17 protein-coding genes are annotated in these 21,209 nt (G+C 56.2%); 15 read left to right on the top strand and 2 right to left on the bottom strand.

All coding sequences use genetic code 11. The features are described 5' to 3' along the window. Nucleotides 1-72 precede the first annotated feature (72 nt). From FE783_RS33855 to opp4C, 3 genes are read left to right on the top strand one after another with little or no spacing between them, the layout of a single operon-like run. Complete coding sequence (locus tag FE783_RS33855) at nt 73-1,734, top strand: peptide-binding protein (RefSeq protein ID WP_138883818.1); 1,662 nt, start codon at nt 73-75, stop codon at nt 1,732-1,734. 24 nt (nt 1,735-1,758) lie between these two features. Then, nucleotides 1,759-2,730 (top strand): ABC transporter permease, encoded by a 972-nt coding sequence (locus FE783_RS33850; RefSeq protein ID WP_138883817.1) that lies wholly within the window; start codon nt 1,759-1,761, stop codon nt 2,728-2,730. Nucleotides 2,731-2,734: 4 nt separating this feature from the next. Further along, nucleotides 2,735-3,610 (top strand): oligopeptide ABC transporter permease, encoded by an 876-nt coding sequence (gene opp4C / locus FE783_RS33845; RefSeq protein WP_138883816.1) that lies wholly within the window; start codon nt 2,735-2,737, stop codon nt 3,608-3,610. Between the two features lie 71 nt (nt 3,611-3,681). On the opposite strand, the gene FE783_RS33840 is transcribed toward opp4C, so the two are convergent. Together FE783_RS33840 and FE783_RS33835 are read right to left on the bottom strand one after the other, a co-directional pair. Beyond that, nucleotides 3,682-4,050, bottom strand: coding sequence for a cupredoxin domain-containing protein (locus FE783_RS33840; RefSeq protein WP_138883815.1), 369 nt, complete (start codon nt 4,048-4,050; stop codon nt 3,682-3,684). Nucleotides 4,051-4,230: 180 nt separating this feature from the next. Further along, the gene (locus FE783_RS33835; RefSeq protein ID WP_138883814.1) at nt 4,231-4,593 is read right to left on the bottom strand and encodes a phage holin family protein; all 363 of its coding nucleotides are present in this window, start codon (nt 4,591-4,593) and stop codon (nt 4,231-4,233) included. Between the two features lie 256 nt (nt 4,594-4,849). On the opposite strand from FE783_RS33835, the gene FE783_RS33830 reads away from it, so the two are divergent. From FE783_RS33830 to FE783_RS33775, 12 genes are all read left to right on the top strand, one after another. Continuing rightward, nucleotides 4,850-7,213, top strand: a complete 2,364-nt coding sequence (locus tag FE783_RS33830; RefSeq protein ID WP_138883813.1) for an endonuclease MutS2 — start codon at nt 4,850-4,852, stop codon at nt 7,211-7,213. Nucleotides 7,214-7,386: 173 nt separating this feature from the next. Then, a complete protein-coding gene (locus tag FE783_RS33825; protein ID WP_138883812.1) occupies nt 7,387-9,696 on the top strand; it encodes a family 78 glycoside hydrolase catalytic domain in 2,310 nt (769 codons plus the stop codon). A gap of 136 nt (nt 9,697-9,832) precedes the next feature. Beyond that, the gene (locus tag FE783_RS33820; RefSeq protein WP_138883811.1) at nt 9,833-10,501 is read left to right on the top strand and encodes a tetratricopeptide repeat protein; all 669 of its coding nucleotides are present in this window, start codon (nt 9,833-9,835) and stop codon (nt 10,499-10,501) included. A gap of 169 nt (nt 10,502-10,670) precedes the next feature. Further along, complete coding sequence (locus FE783_RS33815; protein WP_138883810.1) at nt 10,671-11,351, top strand: PspA/IM30 family protein; 681 nt, start codon at nt 10,671-10,673, stop codon at nt 11,349-11,351. Nucleotides 11,352-11,464: 113 nt separating this feature from the next. Beyond that, the gene (locus tag FE783_RS33810) at nt 11,465-11,884 is read left to right on the top strand and encodes a DUF350 domain-containing protein (RefSeq protein ID WP_138883809.1); all 420 of its coding nucleotides are present in this window, start codon (nt 11,465-11,467) and stop codon (nt 11,882-11,884) included. A gap of 99 nt (nt 11,885-11,983) precedes the next feature. Further along, nucleotides 11,984-12,457 carry a hypothetical protein gene (locus FE783_RS33805; RefSeq protein ID WP_138883808.1) on the top strand — a complete coding sequence of 158 codons (474 nt, stop codon included), beginning with the start codon at nt 11,984-11,986 and terminating at the stop codon, nt 12,455-12,457. A 168-nt stretch (nt 12,458-12,625) separates the two neighbouring features. Beyond that, complete coding sequence (locus tag FE783_RS33800) at nt 12,626-13,963, top strand: MFS transporter (RefSeq protein ID WP_420799792.1); 1,338 nt, start codon at nt 12,626-12,628, stop codon at nt 13,961-13,963. Nucleotides 13,964-14,032: 69 nt separating this feature from the next. Then, nucleotides 14,033-14,953 carry a cysteine synthase A gene (gene cysK, locus FE783_RS33795; RefSeq protein ID WP_138883807.1) on the top strand — a complete coding sequence of 307 codons (921 nt, stop codon included), beginning with the start codon at nt 14,033-14,035 and terminating at the stop codon, nt 14,951-14,953. 269 nt (nt 14,954-15,222) lie between these two features. Further along, nucleotides 15,223-15,534, top strand: a complete 312-nt coding sequence (locus tag FE783_RS39065) for a heterocycloanthracin/sonorensin family bacteriocin (protein ID WP_138883806.1) — start codon at nt 15,223-15,225, stop codon at nt 15,532-15,534. Nucleotides 15,535-15,687: 153 nt separating this feature from the next. Beyond that, the gene (locus FE783_RS33785; protein ID WP_138883805.1) at nt 15,688-17,613 is read left to right on the top strand and encodes a putative thiazole-containing bacteriocin maturation protein; all 1,926 of its coding nucleotides are present in this window, start codon (nt 15,688-15,690) and stop codon (nt 17,611-17,613) included. Next, the gene (locus tag FE783_RS33780) at nt 17,610-19,553 is read left to right on the top strand and encodes a TOMM precursor leader peptide-binding protein (RefSeq protein ID WP_138883804.1); all 1,944 of its coding nucleotides are present in this window, start codon (nt 17,610-17,612) and stop codon (nt 19,551-19,553) included. The genes FE783_RS33785 and FE783_RS33780 overlap by 4 nt, the downstream gene beginning before the upstream one ends. A gap of 26 nt (nt 19,554-19,579) precedes the next feature. Then, nucleotides 19,580-21,148 (top strand): SagB family peptide dehydrogenase, encoded by a 1,569-nt coding sequence (locus FE783_RS33775; protein ID WP_138883803.1) that lies wholly within the window; start codon nt 19,580-19,582, stop codon nt 21,146-21,148. Nucleotides 21,149-21,209 lie beyond the last annotated feature (61 nt).

Below are 21,209 nucleotides of genomic sequence, written 5' to 3'. Positions count from 1 at the left end.
CGCTTTCATGCGGTGAAGGAAAGCTTTTCGTGCCGTAAACCAATTTATCGGCCTTAAGAGAGGGGAATTATCATGTTCAAACCGTACCGCAAATGGGCGACTGCAGCTTTAGTCGCAACGATGGGCGCTTCCGTCGTGCTGGCCGGATGCTCCGCCGGAACGAAGAACGGCTCCGAGCTATCCGCCTCGTCGGGAACTTCGACGAACACGACCGCACCGAAGAAAGAGAAAGTCGACGGCGGCGAAATTACGACGGCATACTTGTCCGATCCGCAAGGCTTTATCCGTTTCTGGGCGACGACTACGACGTCGAGCGAAGTGATCGATCTTGTATTCAGCTCGTTGTACCGTTTCAACGAGAAGCAGGATATCGTACCGGATCTCGCTGTCGGTCAACCGGTATTTTCCGACGATAAGCTGTCGATGACGATCAAAATCCGTAACGACGCCAAGTTCAGCGACGGCAAACCGGTAACGGCCGACGATGTCGTCTTTACTTACAACATTCCGATTAACCCGGACTATACGGGCCCTCGCAAAGGGGCTTTCGAGAAAATGCAGAAGATCGAGAAGGTGGACGACACAACCGTCAAAATCACCTTCAAGGAACCGCATGCCGGATACATCGACATGATGATTTACAACATTTTACCGCAGCATCTGCTTAAGGACGTACCGGTGAAAGAAATGGACAAATCGGCTTTCTTCAAGCAGCCGGTCGGTTCCGGCGCCTACAAGCTGGTGGAGTGGAAGCAAGGCCAATATTTGAGCTTCGTCCGCAATGAAGCTTACTACGGCGGCAAGCCGGCGATCGAGAAAGTGACGGCCAAAATCATCCCGGATGCGAACGCCATGATGGCTCAGCTGCAAACCGGCGAAATCAACGTCATCGCGGTTCCTGCCGACAACTTGGCGGCGGTCGAGCAATTCGCCAAAACGAACAACAAAATCAAGCTGCAAAAAGGAATCGCCCTCAGCCAATATTTGTTCATCGGCTGGAACTTGACCAATCCGCTCTTCCAGGACAAAAAGGTGCGCCAAGCGCTGACGATGGCGATCGACCGCAAAGGCATCGTGGAGAGCGTAGTGGAAGGCCAAGGCCAAGTCGTGAACAGCCAGACGGCTCCGGCTTACTGGACCTATACCGACAACGTACCGAAGTTCGACTTCAACGTGGAGAAGGCGAAGCAGCTGCTCGCGGAAGCCGGCTGGAAAGATACGAACGGAGACGGCGTATTGGACAAAGACGGCAAAAACTTCGAATTCGAAATGCAAGTGAACCAAGGCAACAAAGTCCGGGAAAAAGGGGTAACCGTCGTTCAGCAGCAGTTGAAAAAAATCGGTGTAAACGTGACGCCGCGAGTGGTGGAAGGTTCCGCTTTTACTAAAAATTTCCAAGGTAAAAACTTTCAAGCGATCTATTACGGTTGGTCGATCTCGGGAGACCCGAATCCGAAAGGCATCTGGCATTCGTCCGAAATCGAGAAAGGCTTGAACACCGTCTCGTACAAAAACGCCGAAGTCGACAAGCTGATCGACGAAGACTTGAGAACGTTCGACAAAGCGAAGCGCAAAGAGCTGCTTAACAAAGTCGACGCCCTGATCGCCGAAGACCAGCCGTACACGTTCCTGTACTCGCCGACGACGACGATGGCGTATCCGAGCAATCTCGAAGGCTTCAACGTCAACCGGGACAGCTTGAAGGAAATTGAGAAGTGGTATTTCACCAAATAATAAGAACGAAAGAAGTGACTTCCGGTGGCTCTTTACGCGCTGAGGCGATTGCTTAACGCCATACCTATACTGCTCGGCATTACGATCATCTCTTTTGCGATCATTCATATGGCGCCGGGGAGTCCGCTCTCCGCGTTCCTTGAAGATCCGACCATCAAAGCCGTTGACAAAGAGAATATGATTAAAGCCTTCGGGCTCGACAAGCCCCTCTACGTTCAGTATTGGGATTGGCTCACCGGCATGATGCGCGGAGACTTCGGGACTTCCTTTCTGAAAAGCGATCCCGTGTCCGATTTGATCCTGGATCGCCTTCCGACGACGCTGTTGTTGACCGTATCGAGCTTCGTGCTTGCGATGATGATCGCGATTCCGCTCGGCATCGCCTGCGCGTTAAGAGCGAATTCCCGGTTGGACCAGTTCGTCACGGCGATTTCCAACATCGGCATTTCCATTCCCGGCTTCTGGCTCGGGCTCGTGCTGATGATGCTGTTCGCCGTCAAGCTGGGTTGGCTGCCTTCGGGCGGCTTGCAGACGATCAACATGCCGTTTAGCATCGGGGATCGGATCATGCATCTGATTTTGCCGGTATGTACGATGGCTGCGGCGGAAATCGCGATCTGGACCCGGTATATCCGCTCCAGCATGCTGGAAGTCATACACCAGGACTACATGCGGACGGCCAAAGCGAAAGGCTTGCTGGACGGGCGGGTCATTACGGTCCATGGTCTCCGCAACGCGCTTATGCCGATCGTCACTTTGTTCGGACTGATGCTGCCCTCTTTCTTCGGCGGGGCTCTCATTATCGAAACGATATTCAGTATCCCGGGAATCGGCCGCCTCTTCATCGAGGCCGCCTTCCAGCGGGATTACCCGATCATTTTCGCGATAACAACCGTCGGTGCATTTTTGACCGTACTCGGCAGCATCATCGCCGATGTGTTGTATGCCGCACTGGACCCTCGGGTAAGTATCGACCAGAAAGGGGCGAAGGTGTAAGCCGATGGATGCCGCCGTTACTACAACCGCAGCAGTCAAACCGGTTTTGCCCCGCAATCGCGCGTGGGCCCGGTTCAAACAAAACAAACTGGCCGTAATCAGCTTGTTCATCATGGCGACGCTGATCTTGCTGGCGCTGTTCGCTCCGCTAATTGCGACGCATGATCCGGCCGAGCAAGACTTGCTGAACCGGCTGAAGCCGCCGAGCGCGGATCACTGGTTCGGGACCGACGATCTGGGCCGCGATCTATTCAGCCGTGTACTTTACGGCTCGCGGGTATCGCTGTCCGTCGGGATTTTCTCCGTCGTGTTCAACGTCGTAATCGGTGTGACCGTCGGTGCGCTTGCGGGTTATTACGGCGGGAAGCTGGACAGCATCCTGATGAGGTTCGTCGACGTGATGCTAGCTTTCCCTCAGCTGTTCCTGCTTATAACGGTCGTGACGATATTGAAGCCGAGCCTGTTCAATATTATCGTCGTCTTCGTCTTGTTCGGCTGGATGGGCAAGGCGAGGCTGCTGCGGGGGCAAATCATGTCGCTCAAAAACCGCGAGTTCGTGGATGCGGCCCGTACGATGGGAATGTCCGACTTCCGCATCATCTTCGTGCACATATTGCCGAACGCGATCGCCCCGGTTATCGTATCCGCGACGCTTCAGATGGGATCGATGATTTTGACCGAATCGAGCCTCAGCTTCCTCGGTCTCGGGATTCAACCCCCTCACGCAACTTGGGGCAATCTGCTGCAGAGCGCCCAAAGCTTGACGATCATGCTGAAAGCGCCGTGGTATCCGATCATCCCGGGCTTCATGATCTTCCTGACGATCATGTGCTTCAACTTTATCGGCGATGGATTGCGCAGCGCGCTCGATTCGCGGTAAGCGGATAAAACGATGCACAAAAAAACGGTTCGGAGCTATTCAGCTTCGAACCGTTTCTCTTTTTTATAGCCTTATTCAACAATCAGCTTCGCTTTCATCGTAGCGTGTCCGCTTCCGCAAGGAACGTTGCAGGTAATATCGTAGGTGCCGGGTTTGTCGAACGTAAAGCTGCCCGATTTGTTTGCGCCGACTTCGCCGATTTTGTCGATCTTGATGCCGTGAGCGCCTTCCTTGCTTTCCAGCTTGACGTTCAGCGTCTCGCCTTTTTTCACTTTATATTCCGCTTGGTCGAATTTCCAGTTGGTCGCCGTAATTTTCAGTTCGCCGGAAGCATTTCCTGCTGCGGGAGCGGCGGCGTTTTTCGTCTCTTCTTTCTTGGCGCAGGCTGCCAGCACAAGCACGACGGTCAAAGCGAGCAAATAAATAAGTGTCTTCTTCATAACTTAACCCCTCCAATGAATGGTATCGGATGATTGGCTCCAATTACTTTCATTATAGCGGAATGGGATATGGAAAGTGGTGACAGTATGGTGAATGCTTGGTGAACTTGTTGTGAAATTTAGGTAAAGAACGCCAAAAAAGGCCTGCCCCTAAGAGCAGACCGTTTCCGGGAACGCCAATTACCGGGCTTCTTCTCTGCGCCCCGCTTCGAACGGAGTGCTGATCGGAATGAACAGATCGATAATCCCGATAACAAGCGCCGCCAAAATCGCACCGACCACCGTCACGGACACGCCTCCGACAATAAACTGGGCCAACCAGATGACGGCCGCGCTCGCCAGGAAGCCGACGATGCCTCGTCCGAACGGAGTAACCCGTTTGCCGAAAATGCCTTCCACAATCCATCCCAACACCGCTATGACCAAGGCAAGGAACAAAGCGCTCCAGAAGCCTCCGACGGCAAAGTTGGGAACGATCCAGCCGACGAACATCAGCACGATGGCTGCAACGATAAATCGGACTACATGGCCAAGAAATCGCATGTACGCTACCTCCTCTTGGAATGGTCGCGAGCCCTCGAGGTTCGCGATTCGTAACTTGCAATCCTGTGTTATGGCGGCTATATCGGTGCAATCCTTATTTTGGCCCAACCGGTCCGCAATATGTTCGCCAAATATTGCCGAACGCCTCCTCCGGGCAAAATCGTTAAAACCGATCGTTCAATAGCTAATTGGCAAGCCTTCGGATATAATAAATAGACATACTGGTTTTGCGGATAGGAAGGAGTTTGACGCTGTTTTGAACCCGAAAGTACTGCTTACGCTTGAATATAATAAAGTTCGTCTCCGGCTCGCGGAGCATGCGGCCACGTCGCTCGGCAAAGCGCGGGCCGAATCGCTCGAGCCGAGTCCGGACCTCGAGGAAGTCAAGCTGCTCTTGAAGGCGACCGACGAGGCGGTGAAGGTCGACCGGCTGAAAGGGGGAGCCCCTTTCGGAGGCATCCGCGACGTGAGATCGGCGCTTCAGCGGTCGCGCATCGGCAGCACGCTCGGCGCTCCGGAGCTGCTCGATATCGCCAATACGATCGGCGGTGGCCGCAAGCTGAAGAGGTTTCTTCATACCGTTCATGAAAGCGAGCCGATCCCGTCGCTGACGGAGGCAGCCGAGCCTGTCAGCGAGAACAAAGCGGTCGAGGACAAAATCAAATCTTGCATCGATGATCAGGCGGACATTCTCGACAGCGCAAGCCCTGAGCTGAGCCGGGTCCGGCATGAGCTGCGGACGAGCGAATCGCGGGCGCGCGAGAAGCTGGAGCAAATGATCCGGACCCCCTCGATCCAGAAAATGCTGCAGGACTCGCTTATTACGATTCGCGGCGACCGTTACGTCATTCCGGTCAAACAGGAATACCGAAGTCATTTCGGCGGGATGATCCACGATCAATCCGCGTCCGGAGCGACGCTGTTCATCGAGCCGGAAGCGGTCGTGACGCTTAATAACAAGCTGCGCGAGCTGAAGCTGGCCGAAGAGCGCGAGATCGAGAAAATTTTGATCATGCTGTCCGGATACGCGGCCGAGGCGGCGGACGAATTGAGTATCTCGCTCGAAGCTCTCGGCGAGCTGGACTTTATTTTTGCCAGAGCGGGACTGGCCCGCGAGCAGAAGGCGACGCTGCCGATCATGAACGACCGCGGATTTCTGAAGCTTAAGAAAGGCCGTCATCCGCTTTTGAATCCCGGCGCTGTTGTGCCTCTGGACGTCGAGCTGGGCAATCAATTCACTACGATTATCGTTACAGGGCCGAATACAGGCGGCAAGACTGTCTCGCTCAAAACGATCGGCCTGCTCAGCCTGATGGCCATGTCCGGCATGTTCATACCTGCGGAAGACGGCAGCCAGCTGTGCGTATTCGACGCGATCTACGCCGATATCGGCGACGAGCAGAGCATCGAGCAAAATCTCAGTACGTTTTCGAGCCATATGACCAATATTATTTCCATTCTGAAAGGAATGACTCCGAAAAGCTTGGTGCTGCTCGACGAGCTGGGAGCGGGCACCGATCCGTCGGAAGGCTCGGCTCTTGCGATCGCACTGCTCGAATACATTCATACGATCGGCTGCCGCGTTGTGGCAACGACCCACTACAGTGAGCTAAAAGCTTATGCATTCGAACGCAAAGGCGTCATCAATGCGAGCATGGAGTTCAACGTGCAGACACTCAGTCCGACGTATCGGCTGCTTGTGGGGGTCCCCGGGCGAAGCAACGCTTTCGCGATCGCCGAACGGCTCGGGCTGCCGCGTTCTATTCTGGAGATGGCTCGCGGCCATGTAGACGAGGACGACAAGCGCGTCGAGACGATGATCGCATCGCTCGAGGCGAACCGGGCGACGGCGGAGGCGGAACGCCGCAATGCCGAGCAGCTGCGCGGCGAAGTGGAGCGGCTGCGAAGCCAGCTCGAGGACGATCGCGAGAAGTTCCGGGAGCAGCGCGACAAGCTGCTCGCGAAGGCGGAGCAGGAGGCGAAGACCGCGGTGGCGAATGCGCGACGAGAAGCGGACGAAGTGATCCGCGAGCTGCGGCGTCTCGCGCTGGAGGAACGCGGTGCGGTCAAGGAGCATAAGCTGATCGACGCCAAGCGGCGGCTCGATCAAGCGGTTCCGGAGCTGCGCGACAAGCGCGATCTGCCGAAATCGGCCAAGAAAAAGGCGGAGACGATCGAGGTCGGGGACGAAGTGCGCGTCGTCTCGCTCGGACAGAAAGGCCAAGTGGTCGACTTTGCCGGCAGCGAGGCTACGGTGCAATTGGGCATTTTGAAGATGAAGGTGAACAAAGCGGATCTGGAGCTGATCAAGTCGGCGCCGGCGGCCAAGCCGGTTCAGCAGGTAGCCACTATCGTGAAGCGCAGCCGGGACGAGAACATACGCACCGAGCTCGATTTGCGGGGGAGCAATCTGGAAGAAGCGATAATCGAGACGGACCGGTTCCTCGACGAAAGCTTCCTGAACGGCTTCGGTCAGGTGTATGTCATTCATGGCAAAGGTACAGGCATACTTCGCGCGGGGCTTCAGGACTATTTCCGGCGGCATAAGCACGTGAAGAGTTATCGGCTCGGCAACTATGGAGAAGGCGGCGCGGGCGTGACCGTCGTGGAATTGAAGTAAGAATGGAGAGAGGTTTTGGACAGCACCGCTGCGGGCTGCTCCGGGACCTCTTTTTTGTGCGGTGGCAAAATCGCCCTTGATAATGGCAATATCCCCACCTGTTTCGGATCGTTCCTTCCGCTAAACTGAGGACGAAATAGCTAGTGAGCGAACCGAACTGGAGGGACAAGCGAATGCAGCCGATCGATTGGCAAGCGCGATGGATATGGAACGATTTGCCGGAGTTTACGCCCAACGTATATGTGGAAGCCCGGAAGTTGTTCGAATTGGATAGGTTGCCGGAGACGGCGATGCTGCATATTTCCGCGAATCAGGAATATGTCGTCTACGTCAACGGGACAAGGCTAGGCCGGGGCCCTTCCCCCTCGGACAACGCATGGAAATATTTCGATTCGATCGAAATCCGCCGCTCGCTTCGCACCGGAAGCAACGTCATCGCCATATTGGCCTACAACTTCGGCACCAAGGAAATCGTCATCGAACAAGCGCAAGGACCGGGAGGAACGATCGCCCAATTGGACATGGATTTCGGCCTGGAGAAGAAGCGCATTTGCACGGACGACAGCTGGAAGTGCAGGAGATCCCCGCGTTGGGTCGCCAAAGTTTCCCGTCAGCATATGTGGGGAGGCTATCGCGAAATTTATTTGGCCGACGGCGAGGACGGGTGGGAAAGCCCGGATTATGACGACTCCGGCTGGCCGGGAGCGGTAGTCGTCGCCCGGGCGGAGGAGGAGGGCAGTCCGTGGCCGCGGCTGCTGCCCAGAGATATTCCGTTTCTGAGCGAGGAGCTCGTATCCCCTTCTACGATCGTTCGGACGGAGGCCAATTACGGGACGGTTGACGGGGCGGAGACGCTGCTGCTTGAAGCAGCCGGACCATCCGAGATGCGTATCGATGCGGCTGCGCCGGGTGCGATGCCGGCCGTCGTGTTCGATTTCGGTCAAGAGAAGGTCGGCTACGTCGAAATGGAAGTCCACGCCCCGGATGGAGGCGTCCTTCAACTGCATTACGGCGAATCGCTCGATTTGGCCCACTACGATACGTTTATCCTGAAGCGTGGACGCAACCGGCTCGAGCCGTTCGGGCGCAGGGCGTTCCGTTACGTCAAGCTTGTCGCTCAGGCGGCGCCGGCCGTCGTCACGGTCGGCTTATTCCGCGTTCGTTTTGTCCATTACGCGTTTGGTCATGCAGGCTCGTTCGAATGCAGCGATCCGCTGCTGAACCGGATATGGCAGGTCGGTGTATATACGACGACAGTGAACAGCCAGGACCATCTGGAAGATTGTCCGCTCCGTGAAAAGGCGCTGTGGGTCGCTGACGCGATCGTCATGGGCAAGGTCATATACCAGACGTTCGGCGATTCCCGCCTGCTGCGCAAATGCTTGCTGCAGGGAGCCCGGATTCAATTGGCCGAAGGCGCCATTCCCGGAACCGGACCGGAACGCAACGGCAAAATTCTTCCCGATTTTTGCGCGCACTGGCTGTTCGGCGTGTACGAGCATTGGACTTATACTCGGGATAAGTCGTTTCTGCAAGAGCTATGGCCCGCGATCGTCCGCTTGCTCGAATGGTTCCGGGCGCAGGAGGACGCGGACGGTTTATTCGCCAAGGCGAACCGCCGCCCGTGGTGGTGCTTTATCGATTGGGCCGATTATATCGACCGGCGCGACCGTGTAACGGCGCTGAACTGCTTCTACGCCAAGGCGTTAGTACTCGCGGGCGAGCTCGCCGAAGCCGCCGGGGAGCGTGAGCTGAAGACCGAATGGCACGAACGTGCCTCCCGGTTGAGAAAGGCCATCCGCCAGCATTTGCGGCATGCGGGGCGCCCGGAGTTCGCCGATTGCTTGACGGACGAAGGGCTGTCGCCGCAGTCGACCGCGCAGACGAATTTCGCCGCGATCTGGACAGGCGTGACGGAAGGCGAGGAAGCGGAGCGTTACGTTCGCGACCAATACGAGCAAGGACGGACACCAGAGCTGAAGGGCGCTTTCTTCTATCATATCGTGCTGGAAACGTTGTTCTCTCATGGGTTCGATCACCGGGCGATCGGCAAAATCCGTTCCTACTGGGGCGAAATGCTCGCCCGCGGAGCGACGACCTGGTGGGAGACGTTCGATCCCGAATCGCCGCACTGCACCGTCCCCGGGCCATTTCAAGGCAATACGCCGACTTATTTGCGGGACGACGTCCCCGTCAGCTTTTGCCACGGCTGGGGGGCGGCGCCGACTTACTTGTTGACCCGGTACGTACTAGGAATCGACGTAAGCGCGCTTGGGGAAGGCGTAGTCCATTTCCGCTTCCGTCCGGGAGATGTCCGCTCCGCACGGGGCGAAGTGCCGACGCCTTACGGAAACGTCAAGGTCGAGTGGAGCAAGGACGACGATGGCGTGCTGACCTACCAGGCAACCGTGCCGCAAGGATTGCGCTGGGTCGCGCACGACGGTCTGGACGATTGTGCCGACATTAGCGTTTTCGCGGTTTGATCGAGAGGAAGGCCATCCAACCGTCGGGGTGTTTCCCCCGACGGTTTTTCCATAAATTCAAGATTACGCCATCTCCGGCCAAAGTCTGTATGTACGATTGCTTGCATATGGTAAAATGGAAATCGGAGGTGGCGAGATGAGCAAGTTTTTTTTGTTCGCGCTTATATGGTGGCTGGTCGGGAACCCGTTTCTCGCACTCATTATCGTGCTTGTTCTGCTATATATGCTCGACCGCCGGTTCATCGGATTGTCGCCCAGCCTGCTGAAGCCTTACCGGCGCAACCGCCGTTTGTCGCGGCTGAAGCGCGAGCTTGCCCTTGCGCCGCATAACGCGGGAAACAAGCTGGAAGCGGCCCGTCTCTATATCGAGAAGGAAAAGTACGCCGAAGCGCTGGAGCTGCTCGAGCAGGTGAGCTCCGTCTATGATTCGGCCGATGTCGTCTATGAGATCGGGCTATGCCGGTTGAAGCTGGGTCAGCTGGAAGAAGGGGAACGGCTCATCCTCCAAAGCTTGGACATGAATGCGCGGGTGAAGTATGGGGAGCCGTATTTGCGTCTCGGAGAGACTCTTGCTCCCGTGGCGCCGGACCGGGCGATCCGGTATTTGGAGCAATTTCGGCAGATCAATTCCTCCTCGTGCGAAGGCAGCTATAGGCTGGGCCGAATCTACGACCGGCTTGGCAGCAAGGATATGGCGAAGCGTGCATACGGCGACGCGCTGCTTATTTATCGCGGACTGCCCCGTTACAAACGCCGGGCGGAGAGGCGTTGGGCCATTTTGTCGAAATGGCGGCAAATTTTTTAAAAATCGCGCGGCGTTTTGAAACTTCTTCGTTCGGCTTGCGTATGAAATGGATGTAAACAAAACAACGCGTTGATTTCCAATTGGAAGTTGCTTGAATAGGCAACAAAGTCAGAACAAGATTAACTCTGACTTTGTACCAGGCATACAAATATGAGGAGGAATTGTAAAAATGGGAATTTTCAAAAGACTGCGCGACTTGACGATGGCTTCGATCAACGACTTGCTGGACAAAGCGGAAGATCCTGTAAAAATGCTCAGCCAATTTTTGCGCGACATGGAAGAAGACATCCTTGAAGCCGAAACCGCGGTAGCGAAGCAAATCGCGATCGAGAAAAAATTCAAGCAGCAAGCCGACGAAGCGGAAGATATGGTCAACCGCCGCGGCGAGCAAGCGATGAAGGCGCTCGAGCAAGGCAACGAAGAGCTGGCCCGCAAAGCTTTGCAGGACAAGAAGGAGCATCAGGCTCGTTTCGACGAGATGAAGCGCCAATACGACATCGCCAAGACGAACGCCGATCAGCTTCGCGGTCAGCTGAGCGAAATGAAAGACGAATTCGGCAAAATGAAAAACAAGAAAGACCTTCTCGTAGCCCGTGCGGAAGCGGCTAAAGCGCAAAAGCAAATCAACCAGACGATGAGTGGCTTCGGTCAAGACAACGCGGCCAAAGGCTTCGAGCGGATGAACGAGAAAGTGCTTCAGATGGAAGCCGAAGCGGAAGCGAGCAAAGATATCCGCAATTCGAACCGCACGCTCGACGACGAATTGTCCCAGCTGGACAAAGGCGGCGGTGTCGAAGACGAGCTCGCGGCTATGAAAGCCAAGCTGGCGGCTAAAAAGCAAGGATTGTAATAAATAAAAAGAGACTGCGGAGTGCAATGTGCGGGATCGGCTGAATGAAGCCGGTTCCGCCGTGCTTTCCAGTCTCTTTCAGCCATTTTCGCTTGGAAAGGCGGCTGAACCTGATGAACGAAGAGGTGGATGTATTGTTGTCGAACCCGTATTTGGAAACGCTCGCTTTTTTCTCTATCGCCATTTTGGCGCTCATCGTGTTTTTGGCCATTTTCGAATTCGTGACGCGTTACAACGATTGGGCCGAAATCAAGAAGGGCAACGTCTCCGTGGCTATGGCCACGGGCGGTAAAATTTTCGGGATATGCAACATTTTCCGGTTCGCGATCCTGAACAACGATACGATTCTGCACTCGATTATATGGGCGAGCTTCGGCTTCCTGCTGCTGCTCGTGGCGTACTTTATCTTCGAATTCTTGACGCCGGTATTCAAAATCGATGCCGAGATTCAGAAAGACAACAAAGCGGTCGGACTGCTGTCGATGATTTTGTCGATCTCGATCTCGTATGTCGTCGGTGCGAGCGTGACCTGACCATGAAATATTTGTGGGGGACTTTGCTGGTGCTGGCGCTTGCGTTTCTTGCCGTAGGCGTTTATTATTTCGTTAATAACGCCTGATGGGGGAATTCGAATGAGCGACGACAATTCGGCTGCGGTTTGTCCGTGGTGTCAAACGGAGATTGTATGGGACGAAGAGATCGGTCCCGAAGAGACGTGTCCGCATTGCTTCAACGAGCTGAACGATTACCGCAGTCTGCACGTTCACCTGGACGGAGACGATCTGGAGCTGACCGACGACGATGACGATTTGACCGAGCTTACCGGCTACGAGGCGTCCGTAAGAAAGCGGCTGGAGCAGCAAGAGGACGGCATGGAATGCATCCGCTGCCAGGACGAGATGGTTTTGGCGGGATCGATGAAGGTGGAAGCCGGCCAATTTGCGCCTGTTCCGGCAACGGGCTCCGCACCGGGCTTCTTGAAGCCGCCGTTTTCGATGAATATGTTCGTATGCCCGTCTTGCTTCCAAGCCTCCTATTCGTTGTCCGACGAAGATAGGGTCCGGCTGGTCAATCAATGGTCCAATCCGGTTCGAGACGAAAGCTGATCCGTTCGGTGAAAGTTTGAGCGAAGCTCCACTATGCGTGGGGCTTTTTTTGTTTTGCGGGGCTTGGAACGGGATATGGATTTGATTGCTTGCTTTGGGGAATGGTATAAGAAGCCGCATACGCCAAAGCGTTTCCGGTGTGGCAATTCAAGCATACAGGTGAGGCTCATGCAGCGGGAGAATAATCGTTACGGGAATACGGCGGCCCGGGAGAAGAAACCGGGCATGGCCGGCGGATCGGCTGCGCCCGATAAGAGCGAAGGTTATTTCCATAACCGGGATTCGCCGATGAAAGCAAAAGCGGGCTTCGATTCGCAAACGTGGCTCCTGCTTATCGTGAGCGGGTTGTTTGCCGCGGCCAACGCTTTGTCCGGTACGTTCGTCAATGTCTATTTGTGGAAGGCGAAAAGCGATTTCGCCTTGATCGGCTGGTTCGCCTTCGCCCATCAAGTGACGATGGGGCTTACGTTCTGGCTTGCGGGCAAATGGGTGAAGGAGCACAACAAAATGCACAGCTTGCGGCTCGGAGTTGCCGTTGCCGCGCTTTTTTATTCGATCGTGCTGCTCTTGCAGCAGCAGGCCGTCGAATACGTGTGGCTGCTCGGGATCGTCCAGGGGCTGTCATCCGGTTTTTTCTGGCTCGCGTTCAATGTCGTCTATTTCGAAGTGACGTCGGCGGACAACCGGGACCGGTTCAACGGATGGGCCGGTCTGCTCGGCTCGGGCGCAGGCATGATCGCTCCGTGGATTTCCGGCTGGCTCATTACACGGCTGCCGGGGACGAGCGGATATCGGCTTATTTTCGCGATATCGCTTGCGGTTTTCGTTGTCGGTGTCGTATTCAGCTTCTTTCTGAAGAAACGCAAAGTGTCCGGCAAATATGAATGGACTCATGGCTATCGCAGCTTGACGAAGCGGGACGGCCCTTGGAAGCGGGTGTTTGCCGCGCTGATCGCCCAAGGCATCCGCGAAGGCGTGTTCGGATTTTTGATCGGGCTTATGGTTTATATCGCCACCAGCAACGAGATGCGAATCGGCAACTTCTCGCTCGTTACGTCCGCCGTTGCGCTGGTCAGCTTCTACGTGGTGGGGAAATGGCTGAAGCCGGCTTACCGCAAATGGGGAATGCTTACCGGCGTGATCATGATGATCGTCGTCATTCTGCCTTTTTTCTGGCGGGTCAACTATACGACGCTGCTTTTATTCGGGATCGGAGTGGCGCTGTTCATCCCTCTCTACACGATTCCCATGACGTCTTCGGTGTTCGATATTATCGGCCGGGACCGGGAAAGTGCCGAGCATCGGGTGGAATACGTCGTGCTTCGGGAGCTGGGACTCAATTTCGGCAGAATGTTCGGCACGATCGTATTTATTATCGTAGTATCGTGGACTACGGCTCCTGCAGCGATCAATTGGCTGCTGCTCGGTGTCGGCAGCTCCCCGCTGCTCGCCTGGGCGCTTATGCGGAACAAGCTGACCCATGCTCAATCCGGCAAATCCCGATAACGTTACAATGAATTTGTGTTATAATGGATGTACGGACATAAGTGTAAAGGCAGGGGGAACGTACATCTCATGAATAAGAAAATGGTTCAAAGCGTAACGGAGCTGATCGGCGACACGCCGGCCGTCCGGATTAACCGGCTCGTCGGGGAGAACGATGCCGAAGTTTACGTCAAGCTGGAATATTTCAATCCGAGCCGCAGCGTGAAAGACCGCGCGGCCTTTAATCTGATCGAGCAGGCGGAGAAGGACGGCAAAATTGCTCCGGGAGCGACGATCATCGAGCCGACGAGCGGCAATACCGGAATCGGACTCGCGATGAACGCGGCGGCGAAAGGCTACCGTGCCATTCTCGTCATGCCGGACAACATGTCGAAGGAACGGATCAACATCTTGAAGGCGTACGGAGCCGAGGTCGTGCTGACGCCGGCTGCCCAGCGGATGCCGGGGGCGATCGCCAAAGCGATGGAGCTGCAGACCCAAATTCCGGGCAGCTTCATTCCCCAGCAATTCGAGAATCCGGCCAATCCGGATATTCATCGGGTGACGACGGCTTTGGAAATTATCGAGCAGACGGAAGGGAAGCTGGATGCGTTCGTAGCTTCCTCAGGTACGGGCGGAACGATTACGGGGACGGGGGAAGTGCTTCGCGAGCATATACCGGGCATCCGTATCTATGTCGTCGAGCCGAAAGGATCGCCGGTACTGTCCGGCGGCCAGCCCGGACCGCACAAGCTCGTCGGGACTAGCCCGGGTTTTATCCCGAAAATTCTCAATACGGACGTATACGACGAAATCGTACAGGTTGCCGACGAGGACGCAATCCGGACCACGCAGCAATTGGCGGCGCTCGAAGGCATTCTGGTCGGGCCCTCTGCGGGCGCTACCGTCTGGACGGCACTTCAAGTCGCCCGCCGGCTGGGCAAAGGGAAGCGTGTGCTGTGCATCGCTCCGGATACGGGCGAACGTTACTTGAGCATGGACATTTTTTGAATCGAATAGTAAGGCATAACCGGCCCCCGCGGCCGGTTTTTGCTGTTTTTAGCACGATGAAATTTAAATAACACTTGCTGAAGAAGCTAGCCAAACGGCAGCTTCTTTTTTTTGTTGAACAGCTTCTTTTGGTACAAACGCCCAAAATATGGGCGTTTTCATCAGTAACAAGAGCGGAGCATTCGCCATAAGTTGAAAGCATGAATCGATACCGTTCAAACTCTTATTCAACCATTATCCGCGATCATAAAAAACGGAGGTAATAACAAATGAGTGGAATCCAAAATGAACTCGAGCAGTTGAGCGTAAACCAATTTCAGGCCGGTCAAATGACGCCTTGGAATCAGCAGTATTATCCGGCGGCTCCATATCCGGCCGGTCAAAATCCGGCGGACCCGGCAAGATTATGCGTTGGAATCGGTCTTTGCAGCGGGTTCTGCAGCGGCTTTTGCGGCGGTTTTTGCGGCGTCTTTTGCAGCGGCTTTTGCAGCGGCGTTTGCGGCGGTTTTTGCGGCGGTTTACATTGCGGCGGTTTTGGCCATCGTTGCGGCGGTTTTTGCCACCATCATTGCGGACGGTAAGTTAGACGGAATCGAGTGTTGCCCCTGCACAGGCTTTGCGCTTGCAGGGGTTTTTCTTTATCCCCATGACATGAGGGACAAATCTACATACATAGGATAACGATGAAACGGATATTGCAGAAAAAGCCGAATCTTTCGCGGAGGAGGAAAGAGATGGGTCATTTGACACCGGCTGCGCGGTTGAAAGTAAACGGGGACACATTTTTTCTCCCGGTTCCGGAAGGCGTCTACTTCCGGAACAACGTGGGTACTTTTCGTATGGAAGGCGAGATGATCGATCGATGGGTCGAGAAGTTGGTTCCCGTGTTCAATGGGGAGAACACGCTCGCCCAAATAACGGACGGTTTGTCGGCGCCATACCGGGATCGGGTGTATGAAATTGCGGAGGTGCTGCTGGACAAAGGCTTTGCCAGGGATGTGAGCCAAGATGCGCCGCATCGGCTGCCGGACGACATCCTGCATAAATACGGCTCGCAAATCGCTTTTTTGGACAGCTTCGGCCATTCCGGAGCGTATCGGTTTCAAGGTTATCGCAAGGCCGGCGTACTGGCGGTAGGTTCGGGCCCCTTTTTCATGTCATTGGTGTCGGCTCTGCTCGAGTCCGGACTTCCCAAGTTTCACGTGCTGATTACGGATCCGGCATCCACGAACCGACAGCGTTTGGCGCAGCTGACGGAGCATGCCAAACAAACGGATGCCGAGGCGGACGTGCTGGAGGTCGCTTTGCCGGGTCAAGGAGCGGCTGCTTGGCGGGAGCTTGTTCGCCCTTACGAATCCATTTTGTATGTTTCCCGTGACGGGGATATCGAGGAGATCCGGATGCTTCAAAAAGCATGCAGAGAAGAGCGGAAGATGCTTCTGCCCGCCATGATCGTTCATCAGACCGGAATGGCGGGTCCGCTTGTACATCCGGAATCCGGGGCATGCTGGGAATCGGCATGGCGACGAATCCATTGGCCGGAAGTTTATAAAGACCCGGAGGTGCACCGGTTCTCCTCCACGGCGGGTGCGATGCTTGCGAATGTAATCGTGTTCGAGCTGTTTAAGACGGTTACGGGAGCGGTGGAATCGGAGCTCAGGCATTCGCTGTACTTGCTCGATCTGGAGACGCTGGAAGGAAGCTGGCACAAGGTCATGCCGCATCCTCTGGCAAGCGCGGAAGCGCGGATGCCGATCGAATGGATTCAAGATTTGGAGGCACGGATTGAAGGCGGCTCCGGGGGCGGCGTACCGAACGGGCTGTTCCCTTATTTAAACCGGCTGACGTCAAAGCAAACGGGGATTCTCCATATATGGGACGAGGGGGATTTGAGACAGCTTCCCTTATCCCAGTGTCGCGTTCAAGCGGTTGATCCGCTGTCGGGGGGGCCGGCCGAGTTACTGCCTGAAACGGTATGTAACGGTTTCACGCATGAGGAAGCGCGGCGGGAGGCGGGACTTACCGGGATCGAGGCCTATGTGTCGCGATTGGCCGGCACGATGACCGATGGGAAGCATTTTGTCGGCATCGGAGTCGGGGAGACGATGGCGGAAGCCGTAGCACGCGGAATCCGGGCCTGCTTGACCGAGAAGCTGGCCGTGCGGCATGCGGACGGCAAGCCCGTTATTGTCCCGGCGCAATGGAGCATGGTGGAAGATCATCGATGCCGATATTATTTGCAGTCATTGACGAGGATGCAAGGTGCGCCGATGATCGGCGTGGAAGAGAACGTGTCGGGATTCCCGGTTATGTGGGTCGGCGTCGGTAATCGGTGGTACGGCGCCGTCGGTCTGAACCTGACATTGGCGCTCAGGGGCGCGCTGCAAGCGGCATTGCTGACTGTGCAAAATGAACCGGATCGCAGGGCGGTCCAAGCGCTGGAAGTTTCGTCGGTGCTGAAGGGCAGAGGGGAGCCTGTTCACATAACGGTGCCGTCAAGCGAAGGAATCGTTCAACCGGCCGTTTTGCGGGAAGCCCTGCATGTTCTCGCAAGCAACAATCAACATCTTCACATTGCGGATATGGCGGTAGAGCCGTTTATGAAAGAGGTGCCGTTAGCGGTGACCGGCGTCGTGCTGCGGGAGGGGGAACCTGGATGAATGGAGTCGTAGCCGTTGTCGGGGAAGGGAGATTGGCAGACTTGGCGTGCCGGGAACTTCTCGACTCCTGTGAAATCGTACGTATCCGAAGTCTCGAGGCCGGTGTGCCGAAAGCGGCGGTTTTCGCGTTAGTTCTGCACGATGCCTGGCATCCCTCCGTTCACCGCAAGGCGGAAGACGTTATGCGGCAAGCGGGAATCCCCTGGCTGCGGGGCTTTCTCGCATTCGGCGAAGGCATAGTCGGGCCGCTCGTTCGTCCGGGAACGGCAGGGTGCTCCCAATGCGCGGATACCCGCAGCCTGATGGCGGGGCGCGATCGGAAGGAGATGTGGAGGCTGCGGCAGCTGCTGGCCGAGACCGGGGGTCCGCAAAGCGACGTCTGGGCATCGTGCGCCGGACTGTCCCACATGGCATGCCTGCTGGCTGCGGAATCGAAGAACGTATTGCACGGCGCCCGATCCCGTACCGAAGAACGGATGTATGTATTGGATATGAAGACGCTGAGATGCACGAGCCATTTCTGCTTGCCGGATTCGCTATGCGCGGTTTGCGGAAGGACGCCCGACGATTCGCAGGATGCGGCTCGGATTGCTCTCCGATCGAGTCCGAAGATCGGCGGGAACAGCTACCGCAGCCGTTCCCTGGGAGAGTTTAAGACCGTTTTGGCGGAGCGGTATTTAGACTACCGGATCGGGTTTTTGAATGGAAAAATGTTGGACCTTGTATCGCCTTTTGCCGATGTCAGCGTAAATCTCCCTTTATTCGGCTACGATGAAGCAACGGCAGGCCGAACGCACTCTTACGCGGATAGCGAGCTTACCGCCATCATGGAAGGGTTGGAGCGGCATTGCGGCATGGCTCCCCGCGGCAAGCGGACGGTGATCCGCGACAGCTACCGCAACTTGGCGGACCGGGCGCTCGATCCTGCCCGAGTAGGGCTGTATGCCAAGGAACAATATGAACGGCCCGGTTTTCCGTTCACTCCGTTCGATCCCGATCAGCCGCTTGATTGGGTGTGGGGGTATTCGTTTTTGCAGGAGCGCCCGATCCTGGTGCCGCAGCTGCTGGCCTATTACAGTTCGAGCTGCGCGGGGGGATTCGTCTATGAGACGTCGAACGGCTGCGCGTTGGGCGGCAGCTTGGAGGAGGCTATTTTCCACGGCATTATGGAAGTGGTGGAGCGGGACGCATTCCTGTTAACCTGGTATGCGCAACTGCCGCTCCCGCGCCTCGATCCCGGCTCTGCGGACGACCGGGAATTGGATCTGATGATAAGCCGTGTGCAGGCCGTGGGCGGGTTCGATCTGTTGTTCTACAACGCGACTATGGAGAGCGGGATACCTTGCGTGTGGGCCGTAGCGAAGAACAGGAAGCCGAATGGAGTAAACCTCATCTGCATAGCGGGAGCGCATCTGGATCCGGTAAGGGCGGTGAAGAGCGCGGTTCATGAATTGTCGGGGATGATGCTGACGCTTGACGATAAATTCGAAGCGAACCGTGCCGAGTATGAGCGGATGTATCAAGATCCGATGTTGGTCCGGGTAATGGAGGATCATTCCTTATTGTACAGCTTGCCGCAGGCGCAGGAACGGCTCCGATTTCTGCTCGAAGAGGACCGCCCTCTTCGTACGTTCGGGGAGGAGTTCAAACCGGCGCCGCGCCATGCCGACCTTACGGACGACTTGAACGATATTCTGCTGCGGTTTCGAAAGCTCGATCTTGAAGTGATCGTCGTGGACCAGACAGCTCCGGAATTGAGACGCGACGGACTGCATTGCGTGAAGGTGCTGATCCCGGGGATGATGCCGATGACGTTCGGTCATCACCTTGTCCGAGTGGAAGGATTGAAGAGGGTGCTGACCGTTCCCGCGGAACTCGGCTATTTCAAGCGGCCGCTTCTCAGAGAACAGCTCAATCCGCATCCCCACCCGTTTCCTTAAGGAACTTTGCCCGAGGAGGGTATACAATGAGTCCGGAATCGTTTCTGCGCGATCTTCATGCGGATCCCTCCCGATCCAAACCGCTTGACTGGGAGGTCGATTGGGAGGACGCGCCGCTAGCCTATAAGCTGTATCGCGGATTGCCGGCGATTTCGTTATCCCCCGAAGTGCCTCTTGTGCTCGGCGGCCGGGAAAGGGGCCCGAAGCCCGACCTGACCGGTCTCGGTCATTTGCTGTGGTACGCGTACGGGCTGACTCAATTGAGCCACTCCTGCGCCGCCGATCCAACCGCGCGCCCCATGCAGATGCACCGCCGCTTCGTACCCTCGGGCGGCGGATTGTATCCGAACGAACTGTACGTGTACCTGAAGACGAAGGACGCCCCCGACGGAATTTACCATTACGATGCGGCGCATCACCGGCTCGTACTGCTTCGGGAAGGCGATTATGATAGTTTCTTGGCCAGCGCTCTTGGAAACCGCTGCAAAGTATCGGCTTGTTTCGGCGCTATTTTCGTATCGACCGTATTTTGGAAAAATTACTACAAGTACAATCATTTCGCCTACCGGCTGCAAGGGCTGGATGCCGGCGTCCTGATCGGACAATCGCTTGAAGCGGCGAAGCGGTTCGGGTACGCGGCAAGGGTGTACTACCAATTTCTCGACCGGGCGGTTAACCGTCTGCTCGGGCTGTCCGATCGGGAGGAGAGCGTGTACGCGGTCATTCCGCTTTCCGCGGAACCCGCGGACGATTGGTTTTCGGACGGGAGCGGCGAATCGGGGAATATCAGCTCAACGGAGTTATGCCGGCAGTTGGAGGAAATCCGCCACGATCATTATGTACGATCCCGATACATCAAGCCGTACCCGATGCTGATCCACATGAACGAAGCATCCATGATCGAATATCCGGGAGCTTTCCGGCGCGCCGGAGCGGCGCCGGACGCCGACAGCGGGGTCCGCGCAGCCTACTTGCCCCGAGTAGACCGTCCGATGTACGATCTGGCCGCCGTATGCCGCAAACGATATTCGCCGGAGTCGGAGTTCGTTGCGGGCAAAGTAACCGCAGAGCAGGCAGGCGCCTTGCTACAGGATGCGACGGCTTCCTGCACGTATCGCAATGATTTGGACGGCCCCCGCGACAACCCCGCTTCGCGTGTCAGTCTGTATCTTTGCATGCACCAAGTCGAGGGAGTACCGGACGGGGCGTATCGTTACGATGCGGCAACGCATGCGTTAAGGCGGCTATTCCCCGGAGACCATAGGCATCGTCTTCAGCAGGCGATGTATTTGAACAACGTCAATCTGTTCCAAGTACCGCTTTGTCTTCATGCGGCGGGCAACAAAAACTTTTTAATACCCGAATTAGGGTACCGGGGATACCGCATCCAACAGATGGAAACGGGCATCCTCGTGCAGCGGCTGCTGCTCGCGGCGTCCGCCGCCGGATTGGGAGGCCGCCCCTTGCTCGGATTTCATGCCGATCGCTGTGACGAGATCTACGACATCGCGCCGCAAGGAAAAACGAGCCTGATCCAAATTCCGATCGGCCCGTATCATCATCGTTCCAGATTGGAGGGGGGCTTGCATGCCTGACCGCCGCCGCAATATGTATTCAAAGAAAAGCTGACTCGACATGGACGCCGATGCCAGCTTT

Source organism: Paenibacillus mesophilus (genome assembly GCF_005938385.1).
Classification (GTDB): domain Bacteria; phylum Bacillota; class Bacilli; order Paenibacillales; family NBRC-103111; genus Paenibacillus_AB; species Paenibacillus_AB mesophilus.
The sequence above is the reverse complement of the archived record's forward strand: the minus strand, read 5'-3'. Positions and strand labels throughout refer to the sequence as shown.